Genomic DNA, 25,635 nt, shown 5'->3' with positions numbered 1-25,635 from the left:
GCTCATAACCTTAAACACCCACACAACAAAAAGCATGCACACCGAGGAGTTCCCAAAGGTGTGCATGCTTTCCTTATTTATTTCTCACATATTCCTGTTTCCAAGCCAGTACTTTCTCGAATGCCTCGTCCACAGTTTCCGCTGCAATCGTCACTTTCAAGTCATCGTCCACTTTTCCGGTTGAATGCTGATAGCGTGGATCGTAGTAATGCTCAAGAAGCAATAGAGTTGCTGTCTCGAAATTGCCAGTATTCAATGCAACCTCGATTTCCTTCGCAATGGGTACGTGAATCCGGCGTCGGATCTGCTCAAAAGCAGCTTCGAACTCTTCGGGTCGCTCGGCTGGTTTGTAATCTTCCAGCGTAATTCTCACACGCTCTTCAATCGGCAGTTTGATGATCAACTGTCGGCTATGTTCCTTTTTTTCAAACAAGAAGCCAGGCATCGTCACTTTACCTATCCTCTTACTCTCGCCCTCGATAAACACAGCTTTTTCATCCAACGTCCGTTTTAAATCATGTAAGAGTAACGATTCGAAGTTTTTCTGATTGCTCCCAGTTAACCCGATCTGCCCAAAAATAGACCCTCGGTGACCAGCAAGACGTTCTAAATCTATAATCGGTTCACCCGCTTCTGCCAGCTTATGCAAAATCACCGTTTTCCCTGACCCTGTATATCCATTCAATACAATCAGTTCAGGTCGGTAATCGAAATCAGTGAGCTCCTCCACCACCCATTGGCGATACGTCCGGATACCTCCAGTCAGTCTGTGAGCATGGATTCCCATTAGATCGAGCACCGTCGCTGCCGTTTTACTGCGCATCCCGCCGCGCCAGCAAAATACGGTCATCGACGTTTCGATTTTTTCAAACTCCGCAATGAAAGCAGGGAGTTTTTCAGCAAATATGGCGAGTCCTCTTTTTTTCGCTTCCGCCTGACCGACTTGCTTATAAATCGTGCCGACTTCTGCGCGTTCCTCATCATTAAAAACAGGAATATTCAGGGCTCCTGGAATACTTGCCTCTGCAAATTCTTTAGGTGATCGGACATCGATCATTGTATGGGGCTCTTTTGCATTGAGCACCATTAAATCCCGCAACGTTATATCTCGAAACATACATGCACCTTCTTATTGGACAGAAATGTGTCCAGGATTATCGGAAGTGACCTCACCAATTTGTTTTGCATCTACACCATTCTTCTGAAGAGTAGCAAGAAGTTCATCCGCATCATTCGGAGAAACCGCGATCAGCAATCCGCCAGACGTGACAGCATCACACAAAATCCATTGGTCGACCTGATCTAAATGACTTGCAAAGGTGACATCCGGCTGAAGGTGTGCAAAGTTATTTTTTGTACCGCCAGGAACGTGTCCACCTTCTGCTAACTCCTTGGCACGAGGCAGGATAGGAACAGCTTTTGCATTCAATGTGATTCCTGCATTACTGCCTTTCGCCATTTCGGAAGTATGTCCAAGTAATCCGAAACCAGTCACATCGGTTACTGCATGAACATCGTAATCTGCCATAGTTTCAGCAGCCGTTTTGTTCAATGTTGTCATAATCGACGTAACCTGTTTGATTTCTTCATCAGACAACTTTCCGTGTTTCAGCGAAGTTGTATAGATGCCCACTCCGATCGGCTTTGTAAGAAGGAGGATATCTCCAGGAAGTGCGCCTGCATTCGGACGGATTTTGTCAGGATGGACTGTTCCTGTTACTGCAAGACCGAACTTCGGTTCCTGGTCGTCTATCGAGTGTCCGCCGACAAGTGCTACACCTGCTTCTTTCAATTTGTCACCAGCGCCACGGAGAATTTCGGTCAAAATAGTTTTGTCGAGTGCTGCAATAGGGAATGCAACTATATTAAGGGCAGTTATTGGAGTACCTCCCATTGCATAGACATCACTGATTGCATTTGTTGCAGCAATTTGGCCGAAATCGTACGGATCATCGACGATAGGTGTGAAGAAATCCAGTGTTTGGACAATTGCAAGATCGTCTGTTAACTTGTAAACACCCGCGTCATCGCTCGTATCCAATCCTACTAACAGATTCGAATCAGGTGTTGCAGTGGGGAGTGTGCGCAAAACTTCAGCTAAGTCCGCTGGTCCGATTTTGCAGCCACAGCCGCCTTTTTTTGTAAGTGTCGTTAGTTTAACGGTTGTTTCCATGTCTACGTCGCCTCACATTTCTAAGTTTGTTCAGTAAGCCGAAAAAAGCTTGCTATCGTTCAGTTTATCATAAAACGTACTGTTATCTGTTGTGAAGCATTCTGGAAAAGACAACTATCGATACAAAATGGTTATCTCACACCCCAAGTGAGGATTTAAAATAATTTAACAAACGGTTCTTAAGGAGGAATTAGTAATGGAAAGTTATGAAATGATTATTGGTAAACCAGACTTCGGTAAAGAACTTGAGAAAATCGCGATTGTGAATCCGTACACACAGAAAGAAATAGCATATGTACCTAAAGGTGGGGAACAAGAGGCGATCCGTGCAGTGGATAAAGCACATCATGCATTTCCGGACTGGGCTGCTCTTCCTGCATATGAACGGAGCACACTGCTCATGAAATGGCATGAACTGATTGAACGCGACAAAGAAGATTTAGCACAAACGATGACGCTGGAACAGGGAAAACCAACTAAAGAAGCACTTGGTGAAATCGAGTACGCTAACGATTTCAACAAGTGGTATGCAGAAGAAGGGAAACGTCTTTACGGAGAAACGATCCCAGCCACCCATCCACATAAACGGATGATTGTGAAGAAACAACCGGTTGGAGTCGTAGCTGCAATCACACCATGGAATTTCCCAGCCGCGATGATTACACGGAAAGTGGCACCTGCACTCGCAGTAGGATGTACCGTCGTCATCAAACCATCGAGTCAAACCCCCTTGACGGCTATAAAGCTTGGAAGACTTGCGTTGGAAGCTGGGATTCCTGAAGGAGTCGTGAATATAGTCACAGGGGAGTCCAAAGCGATTAGCGATGCCTGGCTCGAAGACGGACGAGTCAAAAAAATCACGTTCACAGGATCCACGGAAGTAGGTCGAAGTCTTATGAAGAAGGCATCGGATACCGTGAAGAAAGTGTCATTGGAACTGGGCGGTTTAGCTCCGGCCATCGTAATGGATGACAGCGATCTGGAGAAGGCTGCGGACGGTGTCATCGCTACGAAATTCAGAAATGCCGGGCAGACTTGTGTCTGTGCGAACCGGATCTATGTGCAAGAGTCCATTGCCGAGGAGTTCACAAAAATTTTCACAGAGAAAGTAAAGGCGCTCAAAACTGGTGATGGTCTCGAAGAAGGGACTCAAATTGGTCCGTTGATTGATAAGAAAGCGCTTGAAAAAGTGGGAAATCATGTGCAAGATGCTCTTGACAAGGGAGCGGAAGTTGCAACTGGCGGACAAAAGGTGGATGGACTGATCTATGAACCTACTGTCCTTACAGGGGTAACTGAAGATATGTTATGTATGAACGAAGAAACCTTTGGTCCAGTCGCTCCGATTTCCACTTTTAAAACGGAAGAGGAAGCGATACAAAGGGCCAACGATACAATTTATGGGCTGGCGGCCTATCTATTCACCGAAAATCTCAGCAGAGGCATCCGGATGAGTGAACAGCTTGAATATGGTATCGTCGGCTTGAACGACGGATCTCCCTCTTCAGCTCAAGCTCCATTCGGCGGATTCAAACAAAGTGGTCTGGGTCGCGAGGGAGGTCGTCAAGGAATCGAAGAATTTGTTGAGGTTAAATACATTTCAATTGGATTATGAGAACTAAAACGGGACAAAAACAGGCAAAGCCGAAAATCATAGGCTTTGCCTGTTTTTCTGTTCCGTTAAATCAGCAGCTCGAATAACGTACTGTCATTATTCACTTCAGTGAAAGAGAATCCGTTCGAACGCATTCTTTCAAGTAATCCATTGTAATCCTCTGGGTGTTTCAATTCAATTCCAACAAGGCCAGGACCGTTTTCCTTGTTATTCTTTTTTGTGTATTCAAAAGTTGTAATATCGTCATTCGGCCCAAGGACGTTATCCAGAAATTGGCGTAATGCTCCTGCACGCTGCGGGAAATTCACAATGAAATAATACAATAATCCTTCATGGATCAATGACTTTTCTTTGATTTCCTGCATTCTTCCGATATCATTATTCCCTCCGCTAATGACAACGACGATCGACTTTCCTTTAATTTCATCTTTATAGTAATCGAGGGCTGCAATAGGAAGTGCACCAGCAGGTTCCGCTATGATCGCATGCTTATTATATAAATCCAGAATAGCAGAGCATACTTTTCCTTCAGGAACTGCTACTATATCTTCCACCAGTTCGTAACAGATATCAAACGTCTTCTGTCCGGGGCATTTCACCGCAGCGCCGTCAACAAATTTATCTATAGTAGTCAAAGATGTTAATTGTCCTCTTTTAAAAGATGTTTTCATACTTGCTGCCCCTGCTGGCTCAACTCCGATCATCCGAGTGAGTGGTGATAGATTTTTAATATAAGTACTCATTCCAGCCATGAGTCCGCCTCCGCCGATACTCGAAAATACGAAGTCAATAGGCTGGTCAATGTCATTCATAATTTCGACAGCGACCGTCGCTTGACCGGCGATAATATCGAAATCATCAAAAGGATGAATGAAGATCCTGTCTTCTTCTTCTGTACAATGGATAGCACTTTCGAAGGAATCATCGAATGTGTCACCTGTTAATAAAATTTCTATAAATCCTTTACCGAACATTTTAACTTGATCCACTTTTTGTTTAGGGGTGGTTAGCGGCATGTAAATTTTCCCGTCAATCCCGAGCTGTGCACAAGCAAAGGCAACACCTTGTGCATGGTTTCCAGCACTGGCGCAAACAATCCCTTTTTCCAAAGCGTCAGATTCCATGCGTTTAACCTTGTAATAAGCTCCTCTTAACTTGAATGATCGGACGTGCTGCAGATCTTCCCGTTTAATGTAAACTGAGCATCCGTATTGTTCTGACAACCGCTCGTTTTTTTGAAGAGGGGTATGGGCCACTATATCTTTCAACACCTGATTCGCAATTAAAATATCCTCAATCCCTAATTTTTTCTTCTCTGCTTCTTGAACATTAGTCACTGGGTCGACCTCCTCAACACTAGCATTTTTCAATACTACCATGAGGAGGGAAGGAAATACAACAGTTAAGTCTAAATAGTTTGAACATTTAGTTCGGAAATTTTATGTAAGCGTTTTCTTAATGAAATTATGTACTATTCGCTTGTATCCACAAGTTTCAGTGACTTTGGTTGGATACGTATTTTGAAAATGGGAGAATATATTGGTTCGCCATCTAATATGAGCAGGATATTACGAGACGCTTGTAAGGTTAGATCAATTCCTGTGAAATTAGTGATCGAAGTGCTGCGAATCGGATTCCCTTGGAGAAGTTTCGGAAATAAGCGAAGCAGAAGTGAAAATCTGCTCGCTGAATGTGCAACTGTAATATGCAATAACCCATCATCAGTAAGTGCTTCCGGACAGACTCGCAGACCTCCTCCATATGAAGGGGTGTTTCCGGCAGCAATCAGCCATGTGCGCGACCAATAATAAGGTTTATTGTCAATAGAGAGATTCACTTCAAATGGAGAGAAAATGCCTAACGTATGGATAGCTGCAATCGGATAGACGAATCCGCCTAATCCTATTCTGTTTAACAGTAATTTGTAAAAAGAGCGATTCGCCTTTTCCCCGATATCTGCATCTACACCGGCAGCCGCAATGGTGAGTCCGAGATTTCCATTCACATTTAGTAAATCGACCGGCCGGATAGAAAAATCCCTTAGCTTTCTAACAAATACCACAGGATTTCCGGAAAGCCCAAAAGCTCTTGCGGCATCATTGCCCGATCCCGCAGGTAAAATGGCAAGCGGGATATGGTACATGGACGCGAATTCCGTGACTGATCCTGATGTCCCGTCACCCCCAATGACGACAACCGCTGAGAGGGCACAGCTTTCTAATAACATTTCCAGAAAGTTGTGGGTGGCATCTTTAGAGTCACTGAGCAAAGCCTTATACTGCATATCATGTTGCTTCAGTAAATGCTCGACTTGTTGGAATAGCTGGGTAGCATTCTCACGTCCAGAGAAAGGATTGACAATGACTGCATACATGATGCTCACCTCATCTTATCTCAAATGTCAGTTCGAAGGTTTTGATAATGCCTCATCAAGCTTTCTATAAATCGCTAACATTACTTGCTGTTCCTCCTGTGAAATGTGGGAAAATAACTCTCTTCGTACTTCGATTCCATCATTATATGCTTTTTGCACAAGTTCTTTTCCAGATTCTGTTATGGATAAGTACTTTGTTCTCTTATCTTCTTCGGCTTGTCTTCTTACAATCAGACCTTGATTCGTTAGCTTCATAGCAAGATGAGTAAGCGAGGCAGGAGTGAAATTCAGTTTTTTCGCGATATCCGATGGTCTGCTTTCTCCCTCATTCAATAACTCTTGGAGAACAAGTATATGAGATATACCTAGATCGTTATCAGAGCGCTGCTGCCATTTAACAATCATTTTATAGCTGATTTTATCAATCGTATGTAGCAATTCGAAAATATTTTTATCATTTTTATTAGACATTAGAAACCCTCCGGTAGTAGTAAACTTACTCCATGAACAATTGTAAGTTATTCAAAGTAATAGACTATTTTATCATACCTCAAAGCTTATGAAAAATAGAGGGAAATGTCTTCGAAAACAAGATTTTGAGTCGATATTACTTATGTAGGGTTAGTGAAGGTTTTGTGAATGAACTATGTTTATATAGTTTTTCGCCCAATTCTAGGATAGAGTAGTAAAGTCTTAATAAATGAAATTGGAAAGAGGTATTATGAATCATGAACATGAAAAGATCATTGACGTTTCAGCTGGGTACTTTAATAATCGGAATTCTTATCGTCATGCTTGCAATTACCTCGGTTGCAACCTATAAAACGGCATATGACAAACTTTTCGATGCAGCCGGCATTGAAGCATATGGCTGCGCCAATATAACTACTGGTCTTATTCTCCCGGAAGATATGGATCGAGCACTGGAAGGGGATACATCGACACAAGAGAAAGTTGGAGACCAACTGAACTGGACAACATCCCACAAGGATATCTTTGAAACCCAATACATTGTAACATTGGATGGGACGTTAGTTGCGGTCGATGATAATTTAAAAGCACAAGGGTTCAATCCGGGAGATAAGTTCAAAGTAGATGATGAAGCAATTGCTATGCTAGCGGAAATGAAACACCCTACATATTCCGAAGCGTATAATTTTGCAGGTATGAAACGTTTGTCAGGATATGCTCCGATTTTTAAGGATCAGGACCCTGCTAAAGAAGTGATTGCCGTAAGTGTCATTGACTTCGATGCTGGAATTGTCACATCCCGTACATGGGCAGTAGTCCGAAACGGTATTTTAATCAGTATCGTCCCTTTACTGCTCGCTGCACTATTGACGATTTTCTTGCTCCGTAAAAAAACGAAGCCGATTTCAGAGCTGATAGAGCACTCCAAACATTTGGCAGCTGGAAATTTAGGGATTGCCGATGTACAGGTTACAAGCAAGGATGAAGTTGGAGATCTTGGGATGACATTGAATACACTTGCTTCGAATTTAAGGAATATGATAGGGACGGTCAAAACGACTTCTTCCAAATTGACACTGAGCACAACGCAAACAGTGGATTCTTTAAAAGAAATGGAAGGAGCCGCCCACATGGTTTCCGAAAGTATAAATGAAGCTGCGAGCTCAGTAGTGGATGGCAATGTGAGTGTAGATCAAGTTTCACAACTCATTCAAGACTTAGCGCAGGATCTCCACCAAGCGGATGAGCGTGCAAAAAAAGCTACATCGATCTCATCTAACACTATGGTGTTGGCTGAAGAGGGCAGAGAACGAGCAGTTTCCCTAAGTGAGGATATGAAGAAAATATCAGTTTCTTCTTCGATTACAAAGTCTGCAATTCAAGGATTGATAGATTCCGCAAAAAAGATTCAGACAATCACGGAGTCGATTTCTGATATTGCTGACCAGACCAACTTACTTGCCTTGAATGCGTCGATAGAGGCAGCCAGAGCTGGAGAGCATGGTAAAGGTTTTGCGGTCGTTGCTGACGAAGTCCGTCGTCTTGCTGAACAATCGAACCAAGATGTCCAGGAAGTTGGCCAGCTCATTAAAGACATTTCAACCAGTATTGCAGAGGTGGTGAATTCAACAGAAGAAAGCGGAGGATTGATCGAAACCGGTTCAGAAACAGTCCGGCAAACTGCCCAAACATTGAGTGGTATTTCCACAGCGGTGGAGGATACGGTTGCTGAGGTTTCGGCCATTTCTGAAAGTCTGATGCGTGAAGCTCAAAAGTCAGAAGAAGCAGAACGATTCATACGCATGTTAGCAGGTGCCCTTCGTTCTTTGGAGGAAATGACTTCGAACATTTCAGCATCAGGTGAAGAAACTTCCGCTACGATCAGCGATGTGGCAGAACAATCAAACGAAATGAAACGACTTGCTGTTGAATTGGATGCGAGTGTACAACTCTTCCGATTAACTCAAGATGATACAAAAGCCTCTTCAAATGACAGAACCGTATAATGGTGTTCCTGCTGGACACAGATTGAAGATTTTTCACGTGTCAGTTCATGTTGTATTGCCGCGATATATGATATAATGAAGTAGTGAAAAAATTTAGTTCTGAGGAGTTATCGACATGCTAAAAGATTTATTTATGGGTCTTTCCCAAAATCAGACTTTAAACAGCGCAGCAAAAAAATACGGTCTGAAGCTGGGTGCTCAAAACGTAGTGGCAGGAACAAATATTCCTGAGACAATTGAAAGTATCAAGGAACTGAACGCGTATGGGATTTCTTGTACAGTCGACAATCTGGGTGAATTCGTTTACAATCGCGAAGAAGCAACTGCGGCAAAAAAACAAATTTTAAGTGTGATTGAAGCAATTCATGAAAACGGTGTCGATGCCACGATTTCACTGAAGCCATCTCAGCTCGGTCTTGATATCGATCAGGATTTCTGTGAAGAGAATTTACGTGAAATTGTAAGTAAAGCTAACGAATTTGATATTTTTGTCAACTTCGATATGGAAGACTATGATCGGTTAAAGCCATCTTTCGATATTCTCGATGATTTGGCGAAAACGTATAAAAATGTCGGCACAGTCATCCAAGCTTACTTTTTTGAAGCCGAAGATTATATGAAACAACACAAAGACTTCCGTTTACGTATTGTAAAAGGGGCTTATAAAGAGTCTCCTGCAGTTGCATATCAGGACAAAACAGATATCGATGAAAACTTTGTGAAACTTATTGAATGGCATTTGTTGAACGGAAAGTTCACGTCAATTGCAACACATGATCACCACGTCATTAACCATGTGAAGCGATTCGTGAAAGAAAATGATATTTCATATGATAAGTTCGAATTCCAAATGCTCTATGGATTCCGTAAAGATATGCAGTTGGAGCTTGCGAAAGAAGGGTACAACTTCACGACATACGTTCCTTTCGGCGAAGACTGGTATGGCTATTTCATGCGACGTCTTGCAGAGCGTCCACAAAACATGAATTTGATTGTAAAACAAGTGTTCAACAAAAAGACGAATACACTAATCGGACTGGCTGCGGGTGCATTTGCACTTGGTCGTGTGACGAAGCGAAATAAATTATAAAACTTGAAAGGCTGTTCAGGACGTCAGTGCAAACTGATTTCTGAGCAGCCTTTTCTGTTAGCAACAATGGAGCGGTTTTACACTTTCTCGTCATTACTCGTCAAAAAACAACAAAGAAGTAAATCATCATCGCGAAGAGGCCGAAAGGGAGGCCGAAGCGAGCCCATTCTTTACTAGTGATGGATAATTTGCCTGCAGCAATGATGTTCGGGATATTCCCTGGAATCAGCATCCCCCCACTTATCAATAGGCCCATCAGAATCGCGCGTATAGTCGGTTCGTCCATTGTGGAACTGAGTTCGATTGAAGCGAGTGTAGCGTTATCCAGCACAGCGGATATCATGTTGGCCCAATAAAGGAATGCAGGGCTCTTCCCATCCAGTACCGGATGAAGCAACGGTTCAAATCCAGTGCCTAATAGAGTGAGCGCCATAACAAATATGTATACTTTACCGCTTCTGCTAATAATAGCGCTCCACGATTCTTTCTCTAGATTCTTTCCATTTCTTCTGTTTATTGAAGGCGGCGGTATAACGATGCCTGCAATGACACCAAGTAGTAAGATGGCAATAACGACATCGCTCCCCAACAATGTGAATAGGTAAAAGAAAGTTTCACCCAGACGACTGGTTGCAATGGTAGACAAAGGTTCACCGAGTGGGGTCAAAACCGCTCCTAATCCAATAGAGTAGCAAGAGATAATCACTAAGCGGATTCTAGTCTGTCTGTCATAATTGAGCAAACTCACGATTGAAACCAGTAAAATAGCAGCAATAATAGCTGTTATGAAACTCGATATCAACCCGATCGTGATGACAATAAGCGCAGCAAAAATGCGTGCAGGGATGTGACGAGCCGCAAAGCTGATGGCCTTACCGAAAGGCTGCTGAAAAATACGGAACAACCAACCAGCGATCAGTACCGCGCACGTAATAGCTAAAGGATCGGTAAGGACAGTGAAAAATAAGGATCGGCTCCAAACCCCGGAAGTCCATACGGCGCAAATTCCTAACATGAAAAGATAGAGTTCCAATTGTCTCTCAGCAATAGAAAATATAAAGGGTCCTAATAGAACAGCGACAAGCAGTAGGAGCAGCAAAAAAGTCATTTAGCATCCCTCACTTAACAGTACTGAATAGAGTTCTATTAAGGTATGCGAAGCCATTCAGTAAAATCACAGCACACAAAAAACGGTCTCCTAAAAGGAAACCGTTTTCGCTAGTTTTCTTAATGAACGCCCTTCATATAGCGTGAAATGATAGGTGAAATGAAGAACACTATGATAGAAAGCACGATTGCTGTTCCTCCGATGATCCCGAAGTAGAGCATCTCAGTATCAGCTGAATAGAATTTAACGAGCTGTGCATTCAATGCCTGCGCTGCTGCATTCGATAAGAACCAAAGACTCATCGTCTGTGCGGTGAACGCAGAAGGAGCCAGTTTAGTCGTTGCAGAAAGGCCGACTGGAGAAATACACAATTCCCCAAGGACGAGTGTGAAGATACTCAACGCCAACCAAATTGGACTTACCTTTGCATCCGTACCGCTTAAAACACCAGGAAGCAGGATGACGATAAATGAAATACCGGCAAATAGCAAACCGAGAGAAAACTTGTGCGGGATTGAAGGCTGACGGTCACCAAGTTTCACCCATAGCCATGCAAATACAGGTGCAAAAAGGATGATGAATAATGGGTTCAGTGACTGGAACCATGCAGGAGAAATTTGAATCCCTAGGAAATCCAGATTCGTTCTCTTATCTGCGTACAATGCTAATATCGTAGAGCCTTGTTCTGCAATCGACCAAAACATTACAGCTGTTAAGAACAGTGGTATGTAAGCCAGTACACGAGATTTTTCGTCGCGCGTTGTTTTGGGGCTGCGATACATGATGAAGAAATAAGTAGCAGGGATTGCAAATCCGAGAATTCCGATCAGTGCTGTGAATGAATTTAAAGTTAAATATCCAGTAGGAATCGCAATAGCAACCAAAATTGCTAAGATAACAACTGCAATTCCGACAATTTTGATTGTTTTCTTTTTCTCAGAAGGTGATAGTGGGTTCGCCACATAAGTACCTGCAAGTCCTAGATTTTTCTTTTTTGTAAATACGAACAACAACAATCCTAAGAACATACCAACTGCAGCTAAACCGAAACCTAAGTGGAAATTGTATTTCATTCCGAGTGTTCCGACAGTTAACGGTGCGAGGAAACTACCGAGATTGATACCCATATAGAAAATACTGAAGCCAGCATCTTGGCGATTATCACCCACAGCGTAAATATCTCCCACCATACTAGAAACGTTTGGCTTGAGTAGACCTGTACCAATGACGATCAACGCCATGGAAACGAAGAACATGCTGAGATTTCCAGGGAAAGAAAGAACAATATGCCCGAGCATTATGAAAATTCCTCCGATGAAGACGGAACGTGACGTACCAAAAACTCTGTCGGCTAACCAGCCACCTATAATCCCTGACATATAGACGAGAGACCCGTAGAGAGAAACAATAGCAAGTGCTGTGCCTTCACTAAGTCCTAAACCGCCTTTTGACACTTCATAGTACATATAATAGACGAGAAGAGCCCGCATCCCGTAGTATGAAAAGCGCTCCCAAAATTCAGTGAAGAATAACGAGAACAGACCTTTAGGGTGACCGAAGAAGCCTTTTTGCGGGACGCTTTCAACGATTTCCTGTTTTGACAGCTGTGACATGATAAATCCTCCTTTTATATAAAGATTATAGTACCACTTCTAGTGGTAGTCTGAAAATAATATATTCTAAAATAAAATAAGTCTTATAATGCTGATTTAGGAGACTTTTTTGTTTATCTGAATAGATTGAATTGGTTTGATAAGTTATTCTTAGATAACTTAAGGGCGGGGCAACTATCTCAATGCGGATTTTCTTCCAAAAAAATCAGATGTTACACTCGCACAAATATGCTATCCCTACAATTAAGGATGAATATAAGGTATTATACAAATAGCAGGTTATAGAAGGAAGTGTTGTCATGAGTCAAATGATCATTGAAAATCTAACAAAAACGGTTGGCGAGAAGACCTTATTTCACGCCATAGATCTCACCATTACATCTGGAGAAAAAACTGGCCTACTTGGCATTAATGGAACGGGAAAGTCGACATTACTTTCGATAGTAGCTGGTATTGAAGATGCTGATACGATTTCCATAGATCATCCTAATAATTATCGAATCGCATATTTACCGCAAGATCCTCAAGTCGATCCATCCTTAACGGTGATGGAGGCGGTATTTCAAAGCGAAGCTGCGATTATCAAACTGAATTTAAACTATGAGCATGCGTTGCAGGCGCTCACTGAAAATCCTGACTCTGTAGAGAACCAATCGCGTTTTGCTAATTACCAAACACAGATGGATGAGCAAAATGCATGGGATATTAATACACAAGCAAGAATGATTCTTTCGAAACTCGGAATTGAAACATACGACAAAAAACTGGGTGAACTATCTGGCGGACAACACAAACGGGTTATGCTTGCCAAAACTCTCATTGAACCCGCAGATCTTTTATTGCTCGACGAACCAACCAACCATTTGGATGTCGCCTCCATTACCTGGCTGCAAGACTATGTAAAAAATTTATCAGGCGCCGTGTTATTTGTGACTCACGATCGGTATTTCTTGGATGCAATCGCGACTTCCATTTTCGAACTCGCTGATAAGACACTTTATGCCCATAAAGGCAACTACGGTGATTACATCGAGGCTAAAGCGCTTCGCGAGGAAATGAACGCAGCAACGGAAGATAAGCTTAAAAACCGTTATCGATCCGAATTGAAGTGGATACGGCGCGGTGCGAAGGCGCGATCTACAAAGCAAAAAGCACGGATAGGGCGTTTTGAAGAACTTGAACAGCAAGTGAAAAGCAGCACATCGAAAGAAGAGATGGACGCAGGACTTAAAACTTCCCGTTTAGGAAAAAAAGTACTGGAAGCAAAAGATGTTTCCAAATCGTTTAACGGTAAAATTGTCATTCGTAAGTTTTCTGCTCTCCTGCAATCGGGGGACCGTATCGCAATTGTAGGTCCCAATGGTGCGGGGAAAACCACGTTGGTCAATATGTTTGACGGATTATTGGAGCCTGACGAAGGATTCATCGAACGGGGAACAACGGTTAAAATCGCATATTTCAAACAGCATTTACCGGAAATGAATAAAAAACAACGCATTATTGAATATATCCGGGAAACTTCCAATGACATTGAAGATGGTGAAGGCAACCGGATTTCTGCTTCTCAAATGCTGGAACGCTTTTTATTCCCGACATCCGCGCATGGCACACCTATCGGCAAACTTTCTGGTGGTGAACGGAAGCGTCTCTACTTACTGAAGCTTCTTATGGAGCAACCGAACGTCTTATTGTTGGACGAGCCGACAAATGACTTGGACTTGGAAACGCTGTCCGTCCTTGAAACGTTCATAGATACTTTCCCGGGAGTCGTCCTGACGATCTCCCACGACAGATTTTTCTTGGACCGGACGTCGACTAAGCTTTGGGTGCTTGATGGGAAAGGGAATATAGACACGGTATTCATGTCCTACACCGATTACCTAGAGAGCGCTCGTTTCAAAGAAGCTTCGAAACAAGTTTCTGAGCAGGATGACGCCGAAGAGAAACCAGCTGAATACATCACGGAAGTATCTGTTAAAAAGAAAGCGACATATAAAGAAAAACGCGAATGGGAAACCATTGAAAAAGAAATTGAAGAAACCGAAGCAGCTATCCTTACCACGGAAACAGAAATGAGTACGTGCGGTGCAGATTATGATAAGTTGAATGATCTGACGAAGAAACTGGATGCGCTGAATGAACGATACGAACACCTAATAGAGAGATGGACTTTTTTGGAAGAATTGATGGGAACTTAAAGGAGGTACCAAGTGATGAATATTGTATCGATCGAACCGACACCGAGCCCGAATTCGATGAAGATTGTGCTTGATACGGAGCTCCCGATGTTGGAAACACACAATTATAAAAAAGAAGACGCGTCCTCAGCGCCAGAACCTGTTGCTCAATTATTGAAAATAACAGGGATCAAAGGAATTTATCACGTCATGAATTTCATGGCGATCGAACGTGCAGGTAATGTCCAATGGGAAACAATTCTAGCGGAGGTTCGCCAGGTATTCAACGAAGGGAATACCGTGCAGACTGAAGTCGAGTCCGCAGCAGCCGAGTCTTTTGGGGAAGTCTATGTCCATGTCCAAACTTATAAGGAGATCCCCCTTCAAGTCAAAGTATTCGATAGCGAGAGTGAACAGCGGTTTGCGTTAAGTGAACGATTCCTTGCAGCTATGGAGCAAGTCCACAGTGCTGAAGTTGAGAATTATATCCTGCTTCGGAAATGGGCTGATTATGGAATCCGCTATGGCAGTAAAGAGGAAATCGGTGAAACCATTGTAAAAGAAGTCGAAGCCGCTTATCCTGAGGAACGGCTGACTGCAATTGTGGCCAGCTCACTCCAAGGGGATTCTCAAGGTAGCCTTGAACGCAAAAAAGTTTCGTTAGCTGACTTTGAAACGGAAGAGTGGGAGACACGATTCCGATTACTCGACCAGATGGCGGATCCAACTGTAGAAGATTTACCATTGCTCGATTGTGCATTGTCGGATGAAAAAATGTCGATCAGACGGCTAGCTGCAGTATACCTAGGGATGATCGAATCGTTAGAGGTTGTGCCGTATATTGAGAAAGCATTACAAGACAAAAGCTGGGCAGTACGCCGTACCGCAGGAGACTGCATGAGTGATTTAGGATTCCCTGAATTTGAACCTGCAGCGAGGGTGATTTTAAAGGACAAGAACAAACTTGTACGGTGGCGTGCAGCCATGTTTTTATACGAAACCGGAACAGAAGAATCGCTGCCTGCTCTTCGTCAAGCTGCTGAAGACTCTGAATTTGAAGTGAAATTACAAATCCAGATGGCAATTGAACGGATTGATGGCGGAGAAGATGCAAAAGGTTCCATATGGAAACAAATGACGGAATTGCGAAGCGCTACGAAGTGAAGTTAAGCTTATAGTAGGATATCACGAAGTTTCTCATCAATTGAATCGTTGAACTTGATAACCTGATTACAGGACAACCGACGTATAACTAGAAAAAAAGTGTCTGCTGATGGAAATTCAGCAGACATTTCAGACTGTAGATAAACTCCAGAAATCATGGGGGTTGCCTACAGTCTTTATTCTTTAACAATGAAAAGTTGATTTCCGCCCGGAACTGAGATCAACGGCTCTTGCCCCTTGCAAATTTACCCAGGCAAAACCAAAAGGGTTGGTAATCATAGCGATTCCCAACCCTTTTGTCTACAGTCTGACTTCGTTTTTTATGATTCGGATGGTATTTCAGGAAATGTGACAATAAGCTTACCTTCATCTGTGACGATTTCTGCAATGGTGGTTTCGAAAAGGTAAGGACTATCCGCATCATCTTGCTTTTGAACGTTTTCATAGTCGTTTTTAACAGCAAGTATCGGGAAGGTGACGGGGACGGAGCGTCCTCGAACCATTGTTTTAATCGTCCCCATTAGCAGGAGTTCCTTATGAGACGCTCCGAAGCATAGATTACCGACTATACGCTGGTTTTTTCCGGCTTGAATCGTTATACCTTGTAGCAAGGAAATGCAGCATAGCAGTATATCACTGATTGCACCGATTTCCAACTTGCCGAATCCGTTTTCTGTGAAATAATGGTTGATGCCATTTCTAATTTCCTTGAAAGAAAAAAGCACCTCGATTTTTTCCTTCGGACCGCCAGAGCCAAGACGACTAATGACGTCATGTGCACGATTAAAATAAGCTTTGACAGAGTCAGCATTCGTATTCCGTGTTGTTACAAGTTCCGTTAATGCAAACAGCACTTCAAATTGAGGATGTGCACCTGCTGCGGATAAAAAGCCAAGAACATCTTTTTCATCAAAATTCCTTTGAGCGAAGCGGTTGTAATAATAAGCATTGAGTTGTTTGTGTTTAATATCCATTAAAATTCTCCTTGCGTGTAAAGTCTCTATGTAGTGTATCACAGCTTGCTGCGTTTCCGGTTTCAGATGAAGTTCGTTTTCTTTCGGGTGCTTTCGATGTAGAATGGAAACGAGCGGTGATTGACAAAATCACCAAAGAACTTGAAGGAGGCTATTTACTATGAATGCGTATGAAGAATACATGCAAGGAATTGTTCAGCCAATGCGTCAAGAGTTGGTTGCTAGCGGGTTTACTGAGTTGCTGACGGAAGAAGATGTTACATCTGCGATGGAAATGCACAAAGGAACCGCTTTAGTTGTCATCAATTCGGTTTGTGGATGTGCAGCCGGCCTGGCGAGACCTGCGGTACGTGAAGCATTGAGCCAAGCCAATCAGCAACCGGACCATTTATTCACTGTATTTGCGGGACAAGAAAAAGAAGCAACTGCCAAAATGCGGAATTATTTTCCGGAAGTCCCTCCAAGTTCACCATCCATTGCAATTGTAAAGAATGGCGAACTTGCTTACTTCATACCTCGTGAACAGATCGAAGGATATGAAATGGAGCAAGTGAGAGACCATTTGACAGGCGCTCTTAACCAAGTCACTGTTTCGTGAACCGGGTAGTGATTTCCACCGCTGGACGACCGGATGCGTTTTCACAAGCTCGTGCATCCGCTGCGAAGCAAGCACTTGGCTATGAAGTGATTCCGCGCAGCAAACGTTCAGTGGAAGCCCTAATGGCGACGTATGAGAGTGATGTCCTAATAGCGGGTAAGGAGCGATACGAATTATATAGGCGGTCCATGTGTGAGCCTTTCTTCTTTCATCCTGATACAGCTGCATTTCGTTTGAAGCGGTTGATGAAAGGGGAAACGGATCCACTCATAGAAGCGTGTCAGCTCGCTCCTGGAAACTCCTTTTTGGATTGTACGCTTGGTTTAGCGACAGATTGTATCGTGGCATCATTTGCAGTGGGAGTTTCAGGTGAAGTTAAAGGGATAGAAGCAGATCCGGATGTTGCGTTCATTACCGCGGCAGGATTAGCACAATTCGAACCGAAATTCCAAGAACTGCAAGACTCGATGCGGAGAATTTCTGTAATGCAGGGTACAGCGATCTCAGTCTTATCCAAGATACCGGATCATTCATGGGATGTTGTCTATGTAGACCCCATGTTCACACAAACGATCGCTGAGTCCACCAGCTTTGCGCCGTTAAAACAAGTTGGGGTGCAAGGGGGGCTGACCGAAGATTGGGTAGCCGAGGCAATACGTGTAGCTGGCAAACGAGTTGTTGTGAAAGCACATTTTAAGGATACGGTATTTGAACAGTTTGATTTTACGCGGATTAAAAGACCGAATACGAAATTCCATTTCGGATATATAGAAAAATGAAACGCCAATCGGTCTCGAAAGAAACCGGTTGGCGTTTTGTGGATCAATGCGTGAAATTGAGTGAGCTTAAGTATAGGACGAATACCAGCATGCCGATTCCGGCGATTAATTGAACATCCATCTGAGTAACCTCCTTAAAAAAACATACACGTACTCTAAAGTTTATTGTACAATGAAATTAGAAAAGAGGGAACCTTTTCGGTTATTTTTCGTACTCTTCAGAAAGCGCTTGTTTTAAAATACATAAATGTAGGTGATGGGATATGAAAAAATGGTTGCAGCAACTGATGATCATATCAGTCGCATTCGTGACATTCGGTGTCATTTCTCCTTCTCATGAAATCTGGTCAACGCTCCATGAGAAAGAAGATGTAAAAGAAACTGAACATCCTCAGCATACAACGAAGTATGCTGTGCATTTCGACGATCGATATTTTACTACGCCGGAAAATCCTGAAGACTATCTAACTGAAGAGGACCTTATCAGTGGTGCACACACACTTGCCTTCACAAAGTTCGGTTCGAAAATCGGACCGATTATTGAAGATGAATTCGACGAAGTGATTTTTCCTCAGATCGAGCAAGTCATTCGTGAAAAAATTGGCGACCATGTGCAAATGAATCGTAAATTAGCCATCTCGGAACACCCATCTGGCGGCACAGCGGAAAAAATCTTTAACATAAAAGATTTGGACGCGGACAAAAATTTGCTGCTTTTCCATGTGAGAACTGAGAAGCGACCACAAGATGGATATTTCTTTAACTTCCATTACCATCTCCCTGAAGACGATTATCAAACACACCACCCATTAGGAGATGTCTACTGGTCAAAAAACACACCACCGAAGTGGCTGTCCTGACAGCTGGTTTGGTGGTTTTTTGTTGACTTCTTGGAATTTGTAATAGGTATCCTTCACTTGGTATAGTAAGACGAGAGAGTAACAGGAGGGCTGTATTATGAAACAATATTTAGATCTTTGCCAGCATGTACTGGACACAGGCATTCAAAAAGGGGATCGCACTGGCACCGGCACACTCAGTGTATTCGGTTATCAGATGCGTTACGATCTTCAAAAAGGATTCCCGTTAATGACAACTAAAAAGACCGCGTTCCGTTTAATCGTATCAGAACTTCTTTGGTTTTTAAAAGGGGATACCAATGTCCGCTCTTTAGTGGAAGAAAAAAACCCGATATGGGATGAATGGGCGTTTGAAAAATGGGTCACAAGTGAAGAGTATACGGGACCCGATATGTCGGACTTCGGAAGACGCGCCCCAGTGGATGAGGAATTCCGTGTTCAATATGAAGCTGAAATGGATTCCTTTAAAAAAAGGATCCTGGAAGAACCCTCGTTTGCAGATTCCTATGGAGATCTGGGTCCGGTTTATGGAAAGCAATGGCGTAGCTGGGGGACAGGCACAGGGGAATCGGGGCAAAAGCCGATTGACCAAATCGCTCAACTGATTGAGGGGTTGAAAAATAATCCTGATTCGAGAAGACATATCGTTACCGCTTGGAATCCTACGGAAATGGAAGAGATGGCTCTACCGCCTTGCCATGCGTTATTCCAATTCTATGTAGCAGATGGTAAACTGTCTTGCCAACTCTATCAGCGTAGTGCTGATATATTCATCGGCGTGCCTTTTAACATTGCATCGTACGCATTGCTGATTCATTTAATCGCATTGGAAACAGGCCTGATTCCAGGAGAATTGATCCACACATTAGGAGATGCTCATATTTATTCGAACCATGTGAATCAAGTAAAAGAGCAGTTGAGCAGGGAACCTAGGGAGCTACCGACAATTCGTGTCAACATGGAAGGGAAGTCCATTTTTGACCTCACAACATCTGATATTGTCCTGACTAATTATAATCCACATCCTAAAATCAAAGCACCGATTGCTGTTTAAAAAAAGGAGGGACATAATGATTTCATTATTAGCAGCGCATGACGAAAATCGTGTGATTGGAGCAGACAACAAAATGCCTTGGCATATCCCGGAGGAATTGAAGTATTTCAAAGAAAAAACGATGGGGAAAGGCATCATTATGGGCAGAAAAACGTTCGAATCGATCGGTAGACCGTTGCCTGGACGGCTGAATATCATACTTACGCGTGACCGGGAGTACAAAGCTGAAGGAGTCCTAATCGTCCATTCGTTAGAAGAAGCGATTGCACGGGCAGAAAGCTATGCTGATGAAGTAATGGTAATTGGCGGCGCTCAAATTTTTGAGATGGCAATGCCTTTCGCGGATCGACTTTACACGACCATCATCCGTCGTACATATAAAGGGGATACGTTCTTCCCGCCATACAACGTCGGGTGGAAACTCATCTCAGAATCGAAAGATCATCGGACAGAAGACGGGCTTTCGTATGCCTATCACATTTATGAACGCGAAACAGCCGCATAAAAAAGGCAGCCGTCTTTGGCTGCCTTCCTTAGCTATACAAAGAACAAAACACTAAAATACATGCATGCACTCCCTGCTAAAACAAACAGATGCCAAATCGCATGGTTGTATGGGAGACTGCGCCATGCATACACTAAAGCACCGAGCGTATACAACATTCCGCCCGCTACGAGCAAAGCAATACCAGTTCCAGTGAGTGTCTCGTATAATGGTTTTATCGCGATAATAATTAGCCACCCCATCACGATATACAGGAGGAGAGACACTGTCTCGAACCGATGGATGAAGAACACTTTAAAAAGCGTACCGAATATTGCGAGCCCCCACACGATACTGAAAAGTGTCCATCCGAATGCTCCGCCGATTGCAAGCAAGACTAATGGGGTATAGGTACCTGCAATTAAAAAGTAGATCGCTGAGTGATCAAAGATTGAAAAGAGTTTCTTGAAATTCTCCGGTAAACTATGGAGAAGTGTACTCATGGTGTACAACAAAATCATGGATACACCAAAAATGATATAACTGACCAGCGCAAGTGTATTCCCTTGCTGAATCCCTTTTAAGATCAGGAACACGAGAGCCGGTATACTTAAAAGTACTCCGATGCCATGTGTTATGGCATTCCATCGTTCCTCTTTACGAGTTTTATAATCGAACGCGCCTTCCATTGTCGAAAAGCCTCCTTTTCGTACATTATACTAAAATAGAAACATAGTTTCCACTGACAGAGGAGAGAATCAAATGAGCAAAATCAAAGTCGTAACAGACTCCACGGCAGACCTTACAAAAGAAGAAATCAGTGAATATGGAATCCGGGTAATCCCATTATCGATCCATATTGACGGAGATATCTATCAGGACCAAATCGATATTCAACCACTGGAATTTTTAGATAAGATGGCAGCAGCGGATGAATTGCCAAAAAGCTCCCAACCTTCCTCCGGTGCTTTTACCGAATTGTACAATGAACTCGGTAAAGATGGCAGTGAAGTGATTTCGATTCATATGACAGGCGGAATGAGCGGAACTGTGAAATCGGCGGAGGCAGCTGCAGAGATGACAGATACACCTGTTACGGTTATCGATTCACGTTACATTTCGCACGCATTATCTTTTCAAGTGATCGAAGCGGCTAAATTGGCTCAACAAGGGAAGTCAATGGCTGAAATTGTACAACATTTGAACGAAGTACGGGCAAAGACCATGCTTTTTGTCGTCGTTGATAAGTTGGATAATCTTGTGAAAGGTGGACGAATCGGAAAAGGTAAGGCGATGATCGGATCATTGCTTAACATTAAGCCAATCGCTTCCCTTCAAGACGGTGTCTATACGCCGGTCGGCAAAGCGAGAAGTCATAAGCAAGTTGCCGCTCAACTTTACGAATCGTTTAAAGAAGATACAGCCGGGAAAATAGTGAAAGGAGTAGGGATTTCCCACGCGCAAGGTTTAGCGATGGCAGATCCATTGAAACGCTTGATTGAAGAGAGTGGTTTCACGGATATAAGGTTTTCATTCACTTCTCCTGTCGTCAGTACTCATACTGGTGCAGGCGCGATCGGTTTCATGTATTACACCGAATGAGGAGATGACTCATTCGGAAGTGGGATGGTGGATAATTTAAAGGAAAAGAGGAAATTTCAAAATGAGAAGAAGAGCATGGATAATTTTACTTGCCTTCTCATTGGTACTGACAGGATGTGATCAGGTGTTCAGAAATAATGCAGAACCTTTTACCGAAAGACGAGACATAGAGTTTTCCAATTGGGAAATTCCAATCAACTTTTTGCCGAAATCTTTACATGTTGTAGGATTGGGAGATTCGTTGACACAAGGTGTCGGAGATGAGGAAAAAAAGGGCGGTTATTTTGAACGGGTAGCTTCAGACCTGACTGAATGGGAAGGGATCTCTTACGTAGAAACGGAGAACTTGGCAAAACGTGGTCGTCGAAGTGACCAGCTCGCCAAACAACTTGAAGAAAGTGACATTCAATCGTCCATTCAAGATGCGGACGTGATTTTCATAACTATTGGTGGAAATGATATTATGAAAGTATTGAAAGCCAATTTATTCAAATTGAAAACAAAACCTTTTTATAGCGAGCTCAAAAGTTACGAAAAACGATTGGATAAGATTTTCGGAACCATTCGAGCTCTCAATCCAGACGCACCGATAGTTATGTCTGGACTTTATAATCCAATCCTCCTCATTACGGATGAAGTAAAAGAATTCGAAGATATCATCGCTGATTGGAATTCAGTAATTGAAACGAGAGTTGAATTGGACGGAAACAGCTGCTTTATACCGGTAGCTGACTTGTTTGAAGAAAATACGAATATTGTTTACCATACGGACTTTTTTCATCCGAATGCTCAGGGGTACACATTAATGGAACAACGTTATATTGAATACTTGGAAGAATGGGGTTTACAAGAATTCCTCCAAGGGGAAATGGACAGGTAGGAGATGATCGCTTGAACCGATGGAAAATCGCGTTTTTCACATTATCAGGATTAATAGCAGCAGGATTTGCAGGGGTCCTCTTTTTAATAGGATCTACAGGAACTTCAGAGCCGTTACCTAAATCAGAAGTGATTGAAGATGGTGACGCCAATATTCTTACAGTACGGACAACTAAGAGTGATTTTGAAGGAATCGCGAATACTTATATTCGCGAAGCTATGAAAGGTGAGAAACTTCCTGTTCAAATGAAGGTGAAAGATGACGTGATTCTCTACTCCGAGCTCACTGTCTTTTCGTTTACACTTCCAGTCATCATGCATTTCGATCCCATTGTACGTAAGGATGGGAACTTGATTTTAAAACAGTCTTCCATGGAACTGGGACAATTGAACATACCGCCTGCAACTGTCCTGAAAGTATTACGGGATTCGGTGAAGTTGCCTTCTTGGATGATCGTCCGCCCGAACGAGGAAGAGCTTTTCATTGACCTTTCGAAAGTGCCAGTGTCAAAAGATGTATCGGTACGTGCAAAATCGTTCAATCTGGAAAAGGATGAAATCCTACTCGAAGTATCCATCCTCAAAAAATAAGGAGTGATATCCATCATGAAACAGTATGCAACGTTTGCAGGCGGTTGTTTTTGGTGTATGGTGAAGCCTTTTGACAAATATGAGGGGGTATACTCAGTGGTCTCCGGCTATACAGGCGGAGATATACCGAACCCCTCCTATGAGTTAGTCTGTTCAGAAACTACAGGACATCGGGAAGCTGTTCAAATTGAATTTGACGACGAAATCATTTCATACCGGGATCTTTTGAATATTTTTTGGCGTCAAATCGATCCTACCGATCGTGGAGGACAATTTTTTGATAGAGGGGAATCTTACCAAACCGCGATTTTTTATCATTCCGAGGAACAACACCGTGAAGCGGAGAAATCTAAACTGGAACTTGAACAATCCGGGAAATTCACTAAGTCCATTGCAACCGACATTTTACCGGCGAAACCTTTTTATTTGGCAGAAGAGGGCCATCAAGATTATTATAAGAAAAATCCCGAACATTACACACGCTATTCAGTAGGTTCGGGCAGAGAACGATTCAAAACAGAGAACTGGAGTGAGTGATCATGAAAGAGGATTTAAAAAGTCGATTGACCGAAATGCAATATCATGTCACACAAGAACAAGGAACTGAACCGCCATTCCGAAATGAGTTTGACAACCACTTTGAAGAAGGTATTTATGTCGATATTGTTTCAGGGGAGCCGCTTTTCAGTTCAAAAGACAAATATGATGCTGGATGCGGATGGCCAAGTTTTACAAAACCTATTCAAAAAGAAGAAGTGACTGAGCACTCCGACACAGCACATGGAATGCGCAGAACGGAAGTACGCAGCAAAACAGCTGACTCACACTTAGGACATGTCTTCCCAGATGGTCCTGGCGAAGCAGGAACACGGTATTGCATTAACTCAGCGGCGCTTCGATTTGTACCTGTTGAAAAGTTCGATGAAGAAGGTCTGAGCGACTACAAACCTCAATTCCAATAAGAAAGGGGGTCCGCGGATGGACCGCTCTTTTTATCAATTTGTATTAGCCTATCGCGGTGGCGAAAAGAACGATCCTTATTCAGAATTTGCAGAGACTATGTTCAATGATCAAAGTTTTCCGAGATATGAACGATCGTTCGATGCGCTATCACGGTATATTGAAGAGAAAGCCGATTCACAAATGCCCTCAGTTCTGTTTGATGAACTGTATCGGCATTTCGAAGACCGATTCCTTTAAATGGGCGGTAGAACCGTTGCAATACCGCCTGTTTAACTGTATGATGGGTACAGAAAATGAAAAAAGAGGTGCTATGTAGAGATGAGTATACATATTAATGCGAAAAAAGGCGATGTCGCCGATACGATCCTGCTTCCTGGAGATCCCCTTCGTGCGAAGTATATTGCAGAAACATTCCTGGAAGATGTCGTCCAATACAACGAAGTCCGTAATATGTTCGGCTACACGGGAACTTACAAAGGAAAGCGCATTTCTGTACAAGGAACTGGCATGGGAGTTCCATCCATCTCAATCTATACGACAGAACTGATGCAAGAATTTGGTGTGAAGAAACTGATCCGCGTCGGAACTTGTGGAGCTATTCAAAAAGACGTGAAAGTACGTGACGTCATCCTTGCACAAAGTGCTACGACAAATTCACCTATTAACCGCACGTTCTTCAATGGTGTGGATTATGCACCAACTGCAGACTTCGACTTGCTTTTGAAAGCATATAATGCAGGAAAAGAGAAAGGTTTACACCTTCAAGTAGGAAATGTCTTCACGGAAGACTTCTTCTACAATGAGCATGCGGAACACGAAAAGCTTGCTTCTTACGGAGTTCTAGCTGTTGAAATGGAAACTGCTGCATTATATACCCTTGCTGCAAAGCATGGTTGTCAAGCACTTTCAGTTCTTACAGTAAGCGATCATATTCTGACAGGTGAAGCGACAACTTCTGAAGAACGTCAAACAACGTTCAATGAGATGATTGAAGTCGCTCTAGAAGCTGCTATTCAGGAATAATCCAAATGGGGCCGCAAGCCAGTTAGCGGCCCTTTTT

General features: G+C 42.9%; 26 protein-coding genes. 17 read left to right on the top strand and 9 right to left on the bottom strand.

Features of this window, described 5'->3' with window-relative positions:
• Positions 1–73: 73 nt before the first annotated feature.
• Both mnmH and selD read right to left on the bottom strand, forming a co-directional pair.
• The gene (gene mnmH / locus ABE021_RS11090; RefSeq protein WP_430288734.1) at positions 74–1,117 is read right to left on the bottom strand and encodes a tRNA 2-selenouridine(34) synthase MnmH; all 1,044 of its coding nucleotides are present in this window, start codon (positions 1,115–1,117) and stop codon (positions 74–76) included.
• A 12-nt stretch (positions 1,118–1,129) separates the two neighbouring features.
• Positions 1,130–2,173: a selenide, water dikinase SelD gene (gene selD, locus ABE021_RS11085; RefSeq protein ID WP_430288733.1), complete on the bottom strand. Its 1,044-nt coding sequence runs from the start codon at positions 2,171–2,173 to the stop codon at positions 1,130–1,132.
• A 196-nt stretch (positions 2,174–2,369) separates the two neighbouring features.
• Here selD and ABE021_RS11080 point away from each other — a divergent pair, with 196 nt between their 5' ends.
• Positions 2,370–3,788, top strand: coding sequence for an NAD-dependent succinate-semialdehyde dehydrogenase (locus ABE021_RS11080; RefSeq protein ID WP_430288731.1), 1,419 nt, complete (start codon positions 2,370–2,372; stop codon positions 3,786–3,788).
• A 65-nt stretch (positions 3,789–3,853) separates the two neighbouring features.
• On the opposite strand, the gene ilvA is transcribed toward ABE021_RS11080, so the two are convergent.
• The 3 genes from ilvA to ABE021_RS11065 all read right to left on the bottom strand — a co-directional run bounded on the left by ilvA (position 3,854) and on the right by ABE021_RS11065 (position 6,633).
• Positions 3,854–5,125, bottom strand: a complete 1,272-nt coding sequence (gene ilvA / locus ABE021_RS11075; RefSeq protein WP_430288729.1) for a threonine ammonia-lyase IlvA — start codon at positions 5,123–5,125, stop codon at positions 3,854–3,856.
• 134 nt (positions 5,126–5,259) lie between these two features.
• Positions 5,260–6,162, bottom strand: a complete 903-nt coding sequence (locus ABE021_RS11070) for a diacylglycerol/lipid kinase family protein (protein ID WP_430288728.1) — start codon at positions 6,160–6,162, stop codon at positions 5,260–5,262.
• 27 nt (positions 6,163–6,189) lie between these two features.
• Positions 6,190–6,633: a MarR family winged helix-turn-helix transcriptional regulator gene (locus ABE021_RS11065; RefSeq protein WP_430288726.1), complete on the bottom strand. Its 444-nt coding sequence runs from the start codon at positions 6,631–6,633 to the stop codon at positions 6,190–6,192.
• Positions 6,634–6,890: 257 nt separating this feature from the next.
• On the opposite strand from ABE021_RS11065, the gene ABE021_RS11060 reads away from it, so the two are divergent.
• Positions 6,891–8,639 (top strand): methyl-accepting chemotaxis protein, encoded by a 1,749-nt coding sequence (locus ABE021_RS11060; protein WP_430288725.1) that lies wholly within the window; start codon positions 6,891–6,893, stop codon positions 8,637–8,639.
• Between the two features lie 115 nt (positions 8,640–8,754).
• The gene (locus ABE021_RS11055; protein WP_430288723.1) at positions 8,755–9,729 is read left to right on the top strand and encodes a proline dehydrogenase family protein; all 975 of its coding nucleotides are present in this window, start codon (positions 8,755–8,757) and stop codon (positions 9,727–9,729) included.
• Between the two features lie 100 nt (positions 9,730–9,829).
• Here ABE021_RS11055 and ABE021_RS11050 read toward each other — a convergent pair whose 3' ends face one another.
• Positions 9,830–10,837, bottom strand: a complete 1,008-nt coding sequence (locus ABE021_RS11050; protein WP_430288722.1) for a DUF1646 family protein — start codon at positions 10,835–10,837, stop codon at positions 9,830–9,832.
• 119 nt (positions 10,838–10,956) lie between these two features.
• Positions 10,957–12,450, bottom strand: a complete 1,494-nt coding sequence (locus ABE021_RS11045; protein ID WP_430288720.1) for a peptide MFS transporter — start codon at positions 12,448–12,450, stop codon at positions 10,957–10,959.
• 299 nt (positions 12,451–12,749) lie between these two features.
• Here ABE021_RS11045 and ABE021_RS11040 point away from each other — a divergent pair, with 299 nt between their 5' ends.
• On the top strand, positions 12,750–14,648 hold the full coding sequence (locus ABE021_RS11040; protein ID WP_430288718.1) for an ABC-F family ATP-binding cassette domain-containing protein: 1,899 nt from the start codon (positions 12,750–12,752) through the stop codon (positions 14,646–14,648).
• 15 nt (positions 14,649–14,663) lie between these two features.
• A complete protein-coding gene (locus ABE021_RS11035; RefSeq protein WP_430288717.1) occupies positions 14,664–15,791 on the top strand; it encodes a virulence factor in 1,128 nt (375 codons plus the stop codon).
• A gap of 320 nt (positions 15,792–16,111) precedes the next feature.
• On the opposite strand, the gene ABE021_RS11030 is transcribed toward ABE021_RS11035, so the two are convergent.
• A complete protein-coding gene (locus tag ABE021_RS11030; RefSeq protein WP_430288715.1) occupies positions 16,112–16,765 on the bottom strand; it encodes a hypothetical protein in 654 nt (217 codons plus the stop codon).
• Between the two features lie 160 nt (positions 16,766–16,925).
• Here ABE021_RS11030 and ABE021_RS11025 point away from each other — a divergent pair, with 160 nt between their 5' ends.
• The 5 genes from ABE021_RS11025 to ABE021_RS11005 all read left to right on the top strand — a co-directional run bounded on the left by ABE021_RS11025 (position 16,926) and on the right by ABE021_RS11005 (position 20,561).
• On the top strand, positions 16,926–17,363 hold the full coding sequence (locus tag ABE021_RS11025; protein WP_430288713.1) for a BrxA/BrxB family bacilliredoxin: 438 nt from the start codon (positions 16,926–16,928) through the stop codon (positions 17,361–17,363).
• On the top strand, positions 17,360–18,142 hold the full coding sequence (locus ABE021_RS11020; RefSeq protein ID WP_430288712.1) for a class I SAM-dependent methyltransferase: 783 nt from the start codon (positions 17,360–17,362) through the stop codon (positions 18,140–18,142). The genes ABE021_RS11025 and ABE021_RS11020 overlap by 4 nt, the downstream gene beginning before the upstream one ends.
• Positions 18,143–18,405: 263 nt before the next feature.
• On the top strand, positions 18,406–19,002 hold the full coding sequence (locus ABE021_RS11015) for a YpjP family protein (protein WP_430288710.1): 597 nt from the start codon (positions 18,406–18,408) through the stop codon (positions 19,000–19,002).
• Positions 19,003–19,099: 97 nt separating this feature from the next.
• Positions 19,100–20,056, top strand: a complete 957-nt coding sequence (locus ABE021_RS11010; RefSeq protein ID WP_430288709.1) for a thymidylate synthase — start codon at positions 19,100–19,102, stop codon at positions 20,054–20,056.
• 16 nt (positions 20,057–20,072) lie between these two features.
• Positions 20,073–20,561, top strand: coding sequence for a dihydrofolate reductase (locus ABE021_RS11005; RefSeq protein WP_430288707.1), 489 nt, complete (start codon positions 20,073–20,075; stop codon positions 20,559–20,561).
• 32 nt (positions 20,562–20,593) lie between these two features.
• Here the strand turns inward: ABE021_RS11005 and trhA are convergent, their stop codons facing one another.
• Positions 20,594–21,229 (bottom strand): PAQR family membrane homeostasis protein TrhA, encoded by a 636-nt coding sequence (gene trhA / locus ABE021_RS11000; protein ID WP_430288706.1) that lies wholly within the window; start codon positions 21,227–21,229, stop codon positions 20,594–20,596.
• A 73-nt stretch (positions 21,230–21,302) separates the two neighbouring features.
• Here trhA and ABE021_RS10995 point away from each other — a divergent pair, with 73 nt between their 5' ends.
• The 7 genes from ABE021_RS10995 (at position 21,303) to deoD (ending at position 25,598) form a co-directional block, all read left to right on the top strand.
• A complete protein-coding gene (locus ABE021_RS10995) occupies positions 21,303–22,142 on the top strand; it encodes a DegV family protein (RefSeq protein WP_430288704.1) in 840 nt (279 codons plus the stop codon).
• A 61-nt stretch (positions 22,143–22,203) separates the two neighbouring features.
• On the top strand, positions 22,204–23,022 hold the full coding sequence (locus ABE021_RS10990) for an SGNH/GDSL hydrolase family protein (RefSeq protein WP_430288703.1): 819 nt from the start codon (positions 22,204–22,206) through the stop codon (positions 23,020–23,022).
• An 11-nt stretch (positions 23,023–23,033) separates the two neighbouring features.
• Entirely contained in the window at positions 23,034–23,612 is a 579-nt protein-coding gene (locus ABE021_RS10985) for a YpmS family protein (protein WP_430288702.1), read from the top strand.
• Positions 23,613–23,624: 12 nt separating this feature from the next.
• Positions 23,625–24,149: a peptide-methionine (S)-S-oxide reductase MsrA gene (gene msrA, locus ABE021_RS10980; RefSeq protein ID WP_430288936.1), complete on the top strand. Its 525-nt coding sequence runs from the start codon at positions 23,625–23,627 to the stop codon at positions 24,147–24,149.
• A 2-nt stretch (positions 24,150–24,151) separates the two neighbouring features.
• Positions 24,152–24,574: a peptide-methionine (R)-S-oxide reductase MsrB gene (gene msrB / locus ABE021_RS10975; RefSeq protein ID WP_430288700.1), complete on the top strand. Its 423-nt coding sequence runs from the start codon at positions 24,152–24,154 to the stop codon at positions 24,572–24,574.
• A gap of 16 nt (positions 24,575–24,590) precedes the next feature.
• Positions 24,591–24,812, top strand: coding sequence for a YozE family protein (locus ABE021_RS10970; protein WP_430288699.1), 222 nt, complete (start codon positions 24,591–24,593; stop codon positions 24,810–24,812).
• An 81-nt stretch (positions 24,813–24,893) separates the two neighbouring features.
• On the top strand, positions 24,894–25,598 hold the full coding sequence (gene deoD, locus ABE021_RS10965; RefSeq protein ID WP_430288697.1) for a purine-nucleoside phosphorylase: 705 nt from the start codon (positions 24,894–24,896) through the stop codon (positions 25,596–25,598).
• Positions 25,599–25,635: the final 37 nt, after the last annotated feature.

This window comes from Sporosarcina gallistercoris (genome assembly GCF_050459885.1).
Classification (GTDB): Bacteria; Bacillota; Bacilli; order Bacillales_A; family Planococcaceae; genus Sporosarcina; species Sporosarcina gallistercoris_A.
Note: the sequence above shows the minus strand (reverse complement) of the source record. Positions and strands in the feature narration are given on the sequence as shown.